This window comes from Chroococcidiopsis sp. SAG 2025 (assembly GCF_032860985.1).
Taxonomy (GTDB): Bacteria; Cyanobacteriota; Cyanobacteriia; order Cyanobacteriales; family Chroococcidiopsidaceae; genus Chroococcidiopsis.
The window spans coordinates 2734843-2747540 of record NZ_JAOCNC010000001.1; the positions used below are offsets into that span (position 1 = coordinate 2734843).

Below are 12698 nucleotides of genomic sequence, written 5' to 3' on the forward strand. Positions count from 1 at the left end.
TCACGCCTACTTCAAAACCAACGGTGGATATTTCTCAATTTCACCCATTAAGTATTTCGCGAGTAACCGCGCTTGTAGTTCAAATGCTTCTTGGTAACTACATTTACGTCCTAAAACTGGGTGCTTGAACTCAGATTGCTTCTTCTGCGCGTATAACCGCAAGAATGTTTTTCGCCCTTCCCAAGTCAGAGACACCGCATGACTTAATGGTTCCGTCACAAATTCTGCGGATGTCAACAATCGCTTATTCAAAGCAGATAACACGACTGCATCTACTATCAGGGGACGAAACTCTTCCATTAAATCCAATGCTAGTGCTGGTCTGCCATAACGTTCGCAGTGTAGATATCCTAAATACGGATCGAACCCAACAATATCGATCGCCCCTTGTATATCATGCCGCAATAATGAATAACCAAAGCTGAGTAAAGAATTAACTGGGTCAGTCGGCGGACGGCGGCTGCGCGTGGTAAAAGTAAATTCTGTAGCGCGAATCAATTGATGGAAGCAGCTAAAATAAGCTGCACTACCAGCACCCTCCAAACCGCGAAGCGAGTTAATACTGTTAGTTGTGTCAATTGGTGCGATCGCCTGCTCTAAACGTGTAATATATGCTGCTAAGTCTAAGTCTGGGAATTCTCGCTGGCGGCGGATAAGCATATTTCGGTAGTTTTTCAACTTACCGCGCACAAATCCTTGGACTACATGAATTGCTTGGACTGACTCACCAGCTGCTTGCCATTGTGCCTTGCGGACAAAAATGTTTTTGCTAACTTCTGGTTCTAGCCTGCCCAAATAACGACCTGTTTCTGCGAGAAAAGTAAGAGGTATATGACGTTCCAATAGTTCGGAAATTGCCGCAGGTGAAATAGTAGCACGTCCTAAAACCACAACGCCATCTATTTTAATTAATGGCACGTCTAAAATTGTTTTTTTATCAAATTTGACATGGAGGCGTTCATCTGTCTTGCCAATAAAAGCATCTTCCTGAGTGATATAAACTGTACCCATAGTTGCATCTCATCTATAGTTGATAAATTAGCTCGATAAAACTAAAATTACGTGGCTTCTTGATAGCGTCCAACCTTATCTACAACACCAGGTAAGCAGCGTGAAAATAAGCTACATCCATCACAGCGTTTTGTTTTGACAGCCTTTGGCATCTCTCCTGTCATTAGCAATGTTTGAACAGCTTGAATAGTTGCGATCGCATTTTGACGCAGTTGATTAGTAATTTCAACTAATTGGCGTTGGTGCGAATGGGCATAGTAAATATAGCCATTACTAATAGATTGTCCAGTCATTTCTTCTAAACACAAAGCTTGGGCGCAAACTTGCAGTTCGTCGTTATCCCATTCGCCTTTACATCCTCGCTTATATTCAACTGGATACCATTGACCGTTTTCTACTTCAATTAAATCAGCCTTTCCGATTAATTTGTATCGTTCGGATTTCAGCCAAATTGCCCGAATTTGCCAAGTTTCTTCTCGACTCCCTTCTCCTAATGTATGAACGCGATCGTGTAAACTCGTACCTTCAATCGTGTATTGATTGTCAAGAAATTCTCCCGCACAAAACATGCGCCAGCAGCGGTGCTGGCAGTAGCCATATTGATTTAATGCAGCAATAGGAATGTATTCAAGATCGTCCATAGTTTTTATGATTTGAAGAACGCGAATCGATTGTTGATAGGCGGCGCGTTATGCCCATACCCATGGTTGTTTTACGTCCTACACCAGTATATAAAGCAAAGTCAGCTAAAGCATTAATTTGCTTAATTGCGATCGGTTCGACATTTCCAAGAATACGATAGCTAATATCACCAAGGCAACCGATAAATTTACTGTCGTAATTGCTAATAACCTCCGTATGAATCTTGACAAAACTTGGATAAATTGAGTCAAATGAGATATTATTTAATTCAATTCCACTATATTTATTCCAACGTCCTAAAAGACTGTTAAAGACACATTCTTTGACGGGAAGAATAGAATCGTATTCACCTTGACGGAAGGATACAGGTGTAGCAAAAGTGAAATTCAGAGTGCGATCGCGATCGCTAGCTTGTTCGTATAATTGGGCATAGGTGCAAGCATTTGCCCAAGGTTGCATCGATTGGGGAGTACCGAGAATACTGGTAATATACAAGTCTGCGGAACCTAAATGCCAAGGGTGTTTTGGGTTAAGATTCAGCCACAGTGGGGTTAATTTGCTAAATAGAGTGTCATCGAGTAGGGAAATACGCCACCAGCAGGGAGTCCCTGCGGGAATGGGTTTTTGATGACCAAATTGTAAGGTATGGTGATGTTTGTGCTGTTGTACTTGCAGGGGTGAGAGGGTGAAAGCTTTATCTGCGTTGGAGGAATGTAGATAATCTCCCAAGGTTTTATCGACGGAACTAATCAGAGTGAGAAATAAGGCGTGATAGTGTCTACCAGTGAGGAATTCTGGGTATATGGGAGATTGGGGAATGAGGTTGAGGACGAGGCTGTGAGGCATAGTGAGTTTAGACTTAATGGAGATTAAACAATAAAAACTTCATCATCTGGAAGACGTAGCTGTTTAAACTTCATTGCCATTGTTAAAATTCCTGATAAGCCTGCTAAAAACTCGTATTGTCTTTCACCATCATTACAAGCAATAGTTATAGGGTATGAAACAATTCCTTGTTTATGTAACTGGAAAAGAGTAGCAGCATTAGTTCGAGGACAAATAATGACTCCTGGTAAGAGATATTTTGATAATGTCTGCAATTCAGGTGTTGGACGTATTGATCCTCCAACGCTGCGAATAATTTGACAATTTTTAAAAGCTGTTAATTTATTCAGTTCCGTGTTGATAAACTCTTGTTGACTATCAAGATATCGCATTCTAAAACTCAGTTTATAAGTCTCAATTGCACGAGTTTTGATTTCGATAAAATCACCGTTTTGAACAAATTCGTAATAGCGCAATAGATGAAAAGGATCGATTTGACTTTTCTCAGCTTCATCTAAGATAAAACCGAATGGATCGCGAATGGGAAGGCTTTCAAATAAACTATAGCGAAAAGTAAATAATGGGGCATAGCTTGTACTAAAAATCTCAGCAAATTCTTTCAGTTCAGCCACTAATTCATCTTCTTTAAAAACATCTTCGTATGCGTCTATTGTCGTGCGTCCGGCTTGTAAATCATCCCACTCTTTAGGTGATTTTACCTTAATATATTTTTTAACAAAAGCTCGACCACCTTTGATATATTTCCAGTCTTTTTTTAATTTATCTAAAGACATTTGAGCAATATTTTCAGCACCTTGCAAAACTTTCATTCTGTAGCGATAGTCTTCCCAAGTGCGATTTCCTCCCAAAATTGATTTTAAAGTATCGAACAATTTTGAAATTAATTCAGCAACTACTAGATTTTTAGAATTTTTTTCCAGTTCTAATAAAGGACGTGCGATTTCTAGAGATGCTTCTGAACGCCAGTAAGCTGTTAAAAAAGGCTTGTCTAAACAGGGAAGTGTATCGAGTAAATCTTTTAGTGCGGTACGACCTCCAGTAGTATTAAGAGTATTTAAACCTTCTTGCCAAGCATTAGCAGGCAAGTAAGCAATAGCCTCTGAATCAATATTACTTTCAGATTTACCTAAAACACGCCCTACTCTACCTATTCTCTGCCAAAAAGCAGCGCGATCGCGTGCTGAAAAAATTAACCAGTCTAAATTCTGTCTTGTTGGTTCGGGGTTTCTTTCAAAGTTAAATCCTACATCTACAGTGCTAGTAGCCAAAATAACTTGACACTGCATAGCCTTTTGTCTATCTTGTTTAGGTGCAGGTCCCGTAATGCGTCCAATATAATTAGTAAATCCTCGATTATCTAAAACTGTTTTAAGAAGATTAATATTATCCAGAGAATCCAAAATTACAGCACCATTTTTATCTGGACTTTCTCGCAAACGATGGACAACTTCTGTAGCTAATTCTGCTATCCACGCTTCTTGACTGTCTGGCTTCGGTCTTAATTCTAAGTTAACTGCTGTTTGTGATGGCACGAAATTAATGTGACCCGCTTCTCCATCAATTCTCGCTATCTTCACCCCAGCCTGTTTTAAATTTTCTAATGCTGATTCACAAGCTGGTTCTGGTGTTGCTGTCAGCAATACTATCTTCCGTCCATGTTGAAAAAAGCCAAAGACGTGAGAGTATGCTAGATAAAACAGCATTCCTACTAGCTGTTTAGCATCGTAGAGGTGAAATTCGTCAAAGATGACTGTAGAAAATTTGGTGTAAAAACTAGCAGCAATATTATCTCTATCTAGCTTGTTGTATGCAAAAAAAGTTGCATAGTAGAAAATATCAGGATTCGTTACCAACAGAATTGGTGTATTCGCTCCAACATCATCAAAAACTGTAGCAGGGTTGCGCAAGACATTATATAGTTTTTCTCCCGAACGATTGCCAACTTTATCGTTAGACCAGCTTTTAATATCTTGAGCCGAAGCTGATTTAATAATATGAGGCAAGTTAGCCTCACGCACAAACTGTTTAGCTGCTTCTGTTTGCTGTTCAATTAAAGCATTAGTTGGTGCGATATAAATAGCACTTTTATTTGGCTGATGTTTTAAAACTGTTAATCCTGCTTTAGTTTTACCCGTGCCAGTTGGTGCTAAATCGAGGATAATATCGGCATTTCCAGATTGTTCAAATACATCGACTTGATGTTGAAGTGCGTTCGTCATGAAAGATATCTCTTTTGGCAAAGCTGCACAAAACGAAATACTACGAGGTTCTAGCCTAGTAACTAATCTTTGTTTATTCATCCCTACTTTCTCTACCACAAAAATATAAATCTGCTGGTACAATTGCTTCATCAATCTGCCAAGCACAACCTCGAAAACGTAGATTTTTAATAATGGGTACGGGAGGGATAGAAATTAAATCAAAAGCTAAAGTTTCTATTTGCTGTGGTAAATCGGCAGCATTTAGATAATGTTGAGTGTAATATTCACCTTCTGGTAGTAAATTCAGCGATGATTCATTGATTATGTTGACTTTAACTTTACTCATAAATTTACCAAGACGAATATAATCGGGTAATTGGCTATTTCCAAACACCAAAGTTTGAAATCTGTTACCGCGTTCAATCATTCGTAGTCTTCCAGTTTGGGGGAAATTACTTGGTCTAAATGAATTTGGTTTTTTCCCTTGGCGTTGTAATGGTAAATCTTCTCGCGCCGTAGCAACTCGATTATTAGTCATTGAATACCAATAAGCATCAGAAAGAGCATTAAAACGTTCAAATCTGAATGTAATTCTGCCTATAGGTGAAGCTGGTAAGATATAAAAATCTCGTGCTATTGGTTGTAAATCTTCTTTGTAGGTTGGTCGTCCTGTAGCCTGACCTTGGAGGCGATAGGGGGAATTTACCAAACCTAAAGCATAGGTAAGAGCATAATTCCCAATGACCCCCTCAGTGTAATAGGTATCAGACAACTCCCTAGAGGCAAAAAAAACTGGTTCAAGACAGTGTAATTCAATAAGTTTTGCCTGCTGAAAAGGAATTGTTGACATAATCTAACTCTCTACTTCAACTGAATTATTTTTTCCTTTACCTTTAGCCTTTTTCTTTTCAGATACAACCTGGCGGAAAGGTTCATAGGATTGGCTTAAGCGTTTGAGAAAACTATCGCGTTCTGCTTCTGACCAATAAGTTTCTACATCAGCAATTAAATTGAATAATTCTGCTTCAGATAAATGCACAGATACCCCTCTCTTGTTTTGCCAGTTGGCAATGACTTGCTTGCTTGCTGTAATTAATTGCTTAGAATTCAAGGGATGCTCTAAAGGCTTATCTAAAACATCATAAGTAGCTTGTACGAGTTCTAGAGAACTAGGAAGTTCGGTAATACTCCCAAATACACCTAATATTTGGTTTTCCATCCGTCCTACACGGCTAGATACAGCACCGTAACGGCTGGTGAATAGAATATTGCCGATGACATATCGTAGTTCATCAGCGGTTACATCTTTGAGAGTGACTACATCGAGAAAATGCACGCCTGGTTTGATATATTCGCTAGTATTCAAAGCTGTTGAGGCGTTTCCTTTTTCATCGCGCATCGTACCATTTTCATAAATGGCGTTAATTGTGCGATCGCCCACAACGTCACTAGCAGGTAAAATACTAAAAGCGTCCTCAGTCCAAATACGGCTTTTCTGTGCGCCACCGCCACCAGCAGCGAAACCATAAAGGAAACAATCTACGCACATTTCGCAGGGTGAATTAGTATTTAAAGAACAAAGTGAGCCATCTTTACTATTAGTATATAAAAGCTCATGCGCTCTTAAGTGTTCCCTTCCGTAACGTCTTTCTGGTGCTACTTGTTTGCGTTTAGTCATTACCAAGCGTTGAACTATAGTTTTTTGATTTTCACCTTCTAAGCCAGCTTGGACAAACTCGCTACACACAGGTTCGCCAGAACCTTCTGTACGAAAGATAGTTTCAGAATGAGTTGTTCTTAAAACTACTAAGGTAATAAAACGTCCTTTGGGAAAATTTTCGTAAGTAGTTGCAAGAACTGAAGAAAGCTTTTGAATCGACATAATTAACTCCTATTAATTAAATATTAGTAGTTATTTCAGCAGGATCGTCTTGAGATTGAGCTTTTAGTTGCTTGCGTGCTTCCTCAAGAAAGAATAAATAGGCAGCTTCTAAAGTTTTTCGGTCAGATAAAATCTTTTCAGGACGTGCTGAATAAACTTCTTCATATAGCTTTCGCAAAACCTCGTAATAACGTTTAACTTGTTCTAGCTTCGTCGCACCAACGCCATGTTCGCGAATACGATCTAAGCGGGCGTGATATTGTTGTATCAAAGCCGCAAAAATCGTCTCCAAACCTAAATGGGATTTTTGAGTACGAATAGCAGCAATAAAAGCTGTGAAAGGTTCTGTTTGAGCAGTACGTTTGAAAGAGCTTCCCCAGATTTTCGCCTCCGCTGCTATTTGAGCAGCTTCTTTGAGATACTGAGTCAATAATGAGGTTTCATTTGGCATAAGATTGTTCAACAAAGTATTTAATGGTTCGCAAATACGGCTCCAGATAGCACTCAAATTTGGTTCATCTTGTTCTCGTAAAATCCAACGCAGTAAAACATAATAAAGTTCTATTGGTCTAGCACAAGCGCGAACTAAATCGTACAAACAATCATCGGCTTTCTGAATACTTGCTACAGATATTGCTAGTTTGCCAATACAACGTAGACGCTCAAGGATTTTTTCTGCATCTTGACACTGTTGATATTGTCCGCTTCCTAGTAAAGGTTGCAGAGCAGCAGGGATTCCTTCTACTCGTCCGTAAACGTCATTAAATAACTCAACTTCTAAGTTGCTACTAAGAGTAAAAGGAAAGCCAATATCTAAAGACAAAGATATTTCTAAACCGAGTCTCAGCGACTTTAGTAATGCTAAAGAAGCGTTAGCATCTCCCCACACTATAGGAATAATCACTGTTGTGTGTACAAATTCTGGACGCTTTGGTAACGCTGCACCAACTACTTTGTCAGATGTGAATTCAAGCTGATTATCTCGATATAGCTGTATTTTATCAACAGTAACAGTACCACTATCAGCATTGGTTGCTGCAAGTTGTTGCAGAAGTTCGCGCCAGATTCTTAATAATTCAGGTGCAGAACCTTTAGGTAATGCTAAGTGTAGATATATGGGGTCTTGCTTTTTAACAGCCGGAAAATTTGCTCCAACTGCCATCAATTGATAAGCTAAAGCTGCAATTGAATCTGCTTGTCTTTTAGGTTCTGCATTGATACCACCTGGTAAGCGATTAGAAAAAGCTTGTACTTTCGTACCTGGAGGCATATTAGCTGAAATTAGCTCGTCTATCTCAGTAGAAGTAGAGCCTAAAAAGCATCTGCGTTTAGGATTTACTTCTGTATAAGCATTTAAATCGCTGACTCCATTTAGCCGAACAGTAAAAGGTAAATTTACCATTCTGTTAACGGCTACAATCATTTCCTCAGATACCTCTATGTCTTCTGAGAATTGTGTACTTTCCTTTCTGAGTTGAAAAGATTCTTTGAGAGCTTCTTTAATACCTTCAATTCCCTTAATAGCAGCTTTTGCAGCAAATAAAGGTCGCCCATATTGACCGTTAAAGGGTTCAAGTGCAATACGTTGTTGTTCAGAAATACCAGTGTGATAGGCAATTTTATTCCAAACTTCCTTAGAACTTAATCCTACCTCACGGTAGCTGAGATAAGCTGCTTTCAATCCCTCAGATATAGCAAATTCGTCTGCATCACTGACAGGTATTAAGCCAAGTTTAGTCGCTTTGTTTATTGCATCTGCACCAGCTGCATCACTCCACTTAGTCACATCTTTAGTAATCTTCTCTGATTTATAACCAGCTTTTTTTCTTTCTAAAAGGGACTCAAAATTTATTAATACTTCCTCTATATTTTGCTGAATAGCTTGATGAGTAATCTTAATACCATCCTTAGTAGGTCTAACAAGTCTTTCGATATTATTCCCAAAAACTAAGTCGATTTTACTTTGCCAAACACCCGCTATTTCTTTTGTCAAACTTACTTTTGGTAGGGCTTCACCTTCAAACAGTTCGCCATCAGGAAAAATTGCTAAAGAATTCAACCCATGCTTTTGTAAAACTTCTTCACAAGCACCTAGTAGTAGGGCTGTAATATAGCCTTTATCTTCAGTTAAGCGTAATCTAAACAAGTTGCAGCTTCGCCCAAAAGCAACAGTTAATTCCGTTTCTAGTTTGCGAAAACGTTTTTCATCTGGAATTCCTAAATCAAACAAATCAGCAGCCGTCAGCATCGCCGCCCATCGTTCAATGTCTGGGTCTTCTGGTAAAAATCTTGCCGCATCGCTGATGTTGTGACCTGAATGGCGTTCAATTAGCTTTCTGACTAATTCAAAGTCATCTTCTGTCACCACAAAAGTTAGTACACAAGCTTTTTCCAGTTCTTCTCTTAAAAAGTCCTTATTTCTGGCTAGAGTTTTGACATTACGCCCTTGAGTATCTAATTTATTCAAGTCATGAACAGCCGTTGCAGCTAGCAGTAAAGGTCTTTTATCTTCAGCTACTCCTGCTATTCGGCTAACTGTCAAAATAAATTGACACGCAGAATCCAATACGGTTCATTTAAGGCTACGCTGTGCTGAGGATAAAGAAAATAGGAGGATTGGTTCGGGAGGGGGTGGCTCGATGTCTTGGCTTTTTGAGCGAAACTTGGATACAGGTTTTTTACAACTCTGGGATTGGTACGAAACTCTCGTTCAGGTAACAGAGTGTCTAAAATCTCTACAGTTAACCAACTTAAAAAAGGGGAGTTCTTGTGATTGCAAGCGTTGAAATTTCGGGATAGCACGACGAATAACTCGCAATGTCCCAGTGAAACTCAGACGCAAAGGAGTGATACCCGCGCTCTTTGCAGCTTGAAACATCAATAACCGCACAGCCCAGTGTCCTAACAACCACCCGTAAACTTCCTGCACAACTTCACGCGGTTTTGAGAGCGAATATGAGTTTTTCGTCCTGATAAATGTACTTTGAGTTCATCAATAGTATTTTTTTCTACTTCCCAGCGTTGATGATATTCAATCGCCAGTAGTTGAGCCGGAAATTTCTCCAATTCCAATAAGCTGGTAATTAAGCGATATCTTAGTTGTTCCTCTGGGTTGTCGGTATTACCAATTGTGTATTCAATCACTCGGACTTGTATGGGCTGGCAAGCTTTTGAGCGGAATTTAGCAGGTGGATAAATCCAACTCAGATAAGAACCATCCGCCAGTGGTTCTTCGCACAAAAACTTGACATTTGCGGGAATTCTTCCTAAATAATCGCTACCAGTTGTGACAGTTGCTTGCACCATTGCATAAGAATGTAACCCTCTGTCCCACATCAACAACATCCCTGAACTCACGGAGCGTAATAATCTTAATGCCCGCACTCGTTCTCCTATTCGATATGGACACATCAATGCATCAAAGATTAAATGTGTTCCTGCTTCTACCAAAATGACTAATCGCAGTTTGGGAAATGCGGCTTGTGTGCCAGGACGGCTGCTCGGACGACCAAAACTCTCGCATTTTCATCGCTGTCTGGCAGATCGAAGCAAGTCCGATCAATTACCACAATTCGCAATCCATTGAGAAATGCTCCTTTGGTATCGGTGCTAGCCATTGGTCGCACCAGTTGATGGAACAATTGACTCATCACCCTTGGACTTAATCGTTGTCGGGCTTGCGTTATTGCTGATTTACAAAACTCGCCAGTATTTCCCCACTTTCACCCATGCTTCGCTCAGCCCATCATCAATTAAGTTTTTCAGCACATCTCTCATCGAATCTCGTGACCACAGACTCATCGCAATTACCAAACAAATTACCAATTGTGCTGGTAACGAGCGTTTACGTTGTTCACAAACTTTAGTTTTAGCGATCGCTTGCTCGATCTCTGTGGATGGGATGGCTGCCTCTATCGCTTTGAACACATCACTACTTTGTATCGTAGGAGACAACAATGAGAAATCCTTCAGATGCACTACACTCACTTTCCATTCTTGGGAACAATGCTTAATTTACAACACTTTGAGCCTTAACTGAACCGTAGTGTACTATATTCGACACATTTGACATGAATCATTAGTAGAGGCAAATGTGAAGCGCAAACTCATTTATCTAGCTAGTCCCTATGGATTTTCGCAGCAGCAAAAGACGCTACTTTTACCTCCCATCGTTCATGCTTTAGAGACATTGGGACTAGAAGTTTGGGAACCTTTTGTCCGTAACAACCAAATCGATTTTTCCCAGGCTAATTGGGCGTATCGCGTGGCGCAGGCAGATTTGCAGGAGGTGAAAAACTGCGATGGCATTTTGCGGGGCGTTGCTGAATAGAGATATGAACTATTGAGGAACTGGAACATTCCAGAATTTGAGATAGTGCAGTAACAATCGAATTGAATATTTCAGCATTTCTTCTGATTTGGAGTAGCACAGTGTCTTTCGATGCAGCCGAGCCAGATAGTGCCTCAGTCTTGTATTTTCGGACTCAACTCTGGTCATATAAGTCTTACTGACAATTTGATCGCCGTCTGGAATAAAACCTGGATAAACACTCCAACCATCCGTAACATAAAAGTAGCACCGCCATTGGGCAACGATCGCCCATAGCGGGGCAAAGGTTTTCAGCACTATGGTCGCCCAACGCCCAACCTAAAATCCCTGAAGTGAAGTGATCTACTGCTGTCCACAGCCAGATTTTGTTTTTTTGCACCGACGAAGGTTTCTAGTTCATCTAGTTCACCGACTTGGGGACTGTTTCTGGGGCATCAGCATCAGGCAGATTGTTACCTACTTGCTTGAGCCAGTGAATGATTGTCGTATGATGAACACCTTTAACTCGTTCAATTCCTCGAAAACCGATGCCATTCACATACATTTTCAAGCATTCCCGTTTGACTTCATCGCTGTAACCTCTGCATGTTTCATAGTGTTCAATGAATTGTCGCCCACAATCAACACAAATGTGGTTCTGTTTACCTCGCTTGATGCCATTCTTCCGAATATGAGTTGATTGGCACTCTGGACATTGCATCGCAACTTACCTCAATTCATACCTCTATTATGCAATGCCCGTCTTTATCATTGGTTGTTATTCTCTCCTCTGCTCCCTGCTCCCTGCTCCCTGATAACTGATTCCCCCTTGACACGAGTAACGTAACATCATAATCTAGCGAGAGTTAATGAAAATTGTTAGCAACTATTTTCTATGGGTTCTGATAATATTGCTATCCAGCAGCGAGAGAAAGAAGCGCGATCGCTGAAGACTCTTTTAGCTTGTAGCTTAGTTGGTTCTGTAGCTTTGCACGTCGGTCTGCTATACGCAGGTATTGATAAATTATGGCAAAGGAATTTCACCCAGCCGCCGAAACCCATTGAAGTTGTTATCGTCAATCCTCCTAAAAAACCGGAGGTCAAGAAGCCAGAACCTAAACCAGAACCACCAAAACCAAAACCCCAGCCACGGCGGGTACAACAGCCACAAGTCAGACAACCTCAGCGAGTCGTACGTCAGACACCTCCTCCAAAAGTTGTTAGAGCGACACCCAAGCCCGTACCGCGTGCTGTGACTCCGCCGCCAAAGGTTGTTACGCCGAAGCCCGCACCTGCCCCAGCACCAGTAGCAACTCCCGATCCGCAATTGAGAAATAAGTTATCGGATCTGAGAAATTCTAGGGCAGTGCAAGAAAAAGTATTAACTGGTACGGGCAATCCTCAGGCACCCGCTGTAGCTCCCAGCCCCAGTACGGGTACTGGTAGAACTCCTGTAGCAGCAGGACCGCGAACTGTCAGACAACCGCGAAGCGAAACGGGTGATTCCGAAGGTTCTAACACTCTCACCTGTCGTCGCTGTCCTGAGCCTAGATATCCAGCCAGTGCTAGAAGGCGGGGAGTAGAGGGGGTTCCCAAAGTTGCTTTCTATGTCGATCGAGACGGGAATGTTAGCAACGTCCAATTAGTGCAGTCTAGTGGTGATGAAGACCTAGATGCAGCAGCACTCAAGCAGGTATCGCGTTGGAAATATAACGATCTCAAAAGAGAGAGACGTGTTGTGCTGAGAGTTCGTTTTGTCCTCAACTAAGATTGGCGCGAACTAAGATTGGTGTTGATGTTGTATGTA

The 12698-nt window shown here is 40.8% G+C and carries 8 protein-coding genes and 3 pseudogenes; 2 read left to right on the top strand and 9 right to left on the bottom strand.

All coding sequences use genetic code 11. The features are described 5' to 3' along the window. Positions 1 to 6: 6 nt before the first annotated feature. The 8 genes and pseudogenes from cas1d to N4J56_RS13275 all read right to left on the bottom strand — a co-directional run bounded on the left by cas1d (position 7) and on the right by N4J56_RS13275 (position 10470). Positions 7 to 1011 carry a type I-D CRISPR-associated endonuclease Cas1d gene (gene cas1d, locus N4J56_RS13240; RefSeq protein WP_317106880.1) on the bottom strand — a complete coding sequence of 335 codons (1005 nt, stop codon included), beginning with the start codon at positions 1009 to 1011 and terminating at the stop codon, positions 7 to 9. Positions 1012 to 1058: 47 nt separating this feature from the next. After that, positions 1059 to 1652, bottom strand: coding sequence for a CRISPR-associated protein Cas4 (cas4, locus tag N4J56_RS13245; RefSeq protein ID WP_317106881.1), 594 nt, complete (start codon positions 1650 to 1652; stop codon positions 1059 to 1061). Next, positions 1639 to 2499, bottom strand: a complete 861-nt coding sequence (cas6, locus tag N4J56_RS13250; RefSeq protein ID WP_317106882.1) for a CRISPR-associated endoribonuclease Cas6 — start codon at positions 2497 to 2499, stop codon at positions 1639 to 1641. The genes cas4 and cas6 overlap by 14 nt, the downstream gene beginning before the upstream one ends. 23 nt (positions 2500 to 2522) lie before the next feature. Beyond that, positions 2523 to 4799: a type I-D CRISPR-associated helicase Cas3' gene (gene cas3, locus N4J56_RS13255; protein ID WP_410500325.1), complete on the bottom strand. Its 2277-nt coding sequence runs from the start codon at positions 4797 to 4799 to the stop codon at positions 2523 to 2525. Further along, positions 4792 to 5550: a type I-D CRISPR-associated protein Cas5/Csc1 gene (gene cas5d / locus N4J56_RS13260; RefSeq protein WP_317106884.1), complete on the bottom strand. Its 759-nt coding sequence runs from the start codon at positions 5548 to 5550 to the stop codon at positions 4792 to 4794. The genes cas3 and cas5d overlap by 8 nt, the downstream gene beginning before the upstream one ends. Before the next feature lie 3 nt (positions 5551 to 5553). Then, positions 5554 to 6582, bottom strand: a complete 1029-nt coding sequence (cas7d, locus tag N4J56_RS13265) for a type I-D CRISPR-associated protein Cas7/Csc2 (RefSeq protein WP_317106885.1) — start codon at positions 6580 to 6582, stop codon at positions 5554 to 5556. A gap of 16 nt (positions 6583 to 6598) precedes the next feature. Continuing rightward, a complete protein-coding gene (locus tag N4J56_RS13270; RefSeq protein WP_410500326.1) occupies positions 6599 to 9148 on the bottom strand; it encodes a CRISPR-associated protein Csc3 in 2550 nt (849 codons plus the stop codon). Between the two features lie 144 nt (positions 9149 to 9292). Then, a pseudogene (locus N4J56_RS13275) lies at positions 9293 to 10470 on the bottom strand (IS4 family transposase). 205 nt (positions 10471 to 10675) lie between these two features. On the opposite strand from N4J56_RS13275, the pseudogene N4J56_RS13280 reads away from it, so the two are divergent. After that, positions 10676 to 10891: pseudogene (locus N4J56_RS13280) on the top strand (nucleoside 2-deoxyribosyltransferase); the annotation flags it as partial. 30 nt (positions 10892 to 10921) lie between these two features. On the opposite strand, the pseudogene N4J56_RS13285 reads toward N4J56_RS13280, so the two are convergent. Then, positions 10922 to 11612 (bottom strand): annotated as a pseudogene (locus N4J56_RS13285) (IS1 family transposase). 174 nt (positions 11613 to 11786) lie between these two features. On the opposite strand from N4J56_RS13285, the gene N4J56_RS13290 reads away from it, so the two are divergent. After that, a complete protein-coding gene (locus N4J56_RS13290) occupies positions 11787 to 12659 on the top strand; it encodes a TonB family protein (RefSeq protein WP_317106888.1) in 873 nt (290 codons plus the stop codon). Positions 12660 to 12698: the final 39 nt, after the last annotated feature.

What these genes read in the sequence shown, in the direction of transcription:
- cas1d (WP_317106880.1), bottom strand. Translation starts at nt 1,011, where the DNA reads ATGGGTACAGTTTATATCACTCAGGAAGATGCTTTTATTGGCAAGACA.
- cas4 (WP_317106881.1), bottom strand. Translation starts at nt 1,652, where the DNA reads ATGGACGATCTTGAATACATTCCTATTGCTGCATTAAATCAATATGGC.
- cas6 (WP_317106882.1), bottom strand. Translation starts at nt 2,499, where the DNA reads ATGCCTCACAGCCTCGTCCTCAACCTCATTCCCCAATCTCCCATATAC.
- cas3 (WP_410500325.1), bottom strand. Translation starts at nt 4,799, where the DNA reads ATGAATAAACAAAGATTAGTTACTAGGCTAGAACCTCGTAGTATTTCG.
- cas5d (WP_317106884.1), bottom strand. Translation starts at nt 5,550, where the DNA reads ATGTCAACAATTCCTTTTCAGCAGGCAAAACTTATTGAATTACACTGT.
- cas7d (WP_317106885.1), bottom strand. Translation starts at nt 6,582, where the DNA reads ATGTCGATTCAAAAGCTTTCTTCAGTTCTTGCAACTACTTACGAAAAT.
- N4J56_RS13290 (WP_317106888.1), top strand. Translation starts at nt 11,787, where the DNA reads ATGGGTTCTGATAATATTGCTATCCAGCAGCGAGAGAAAGAAGCGCGA.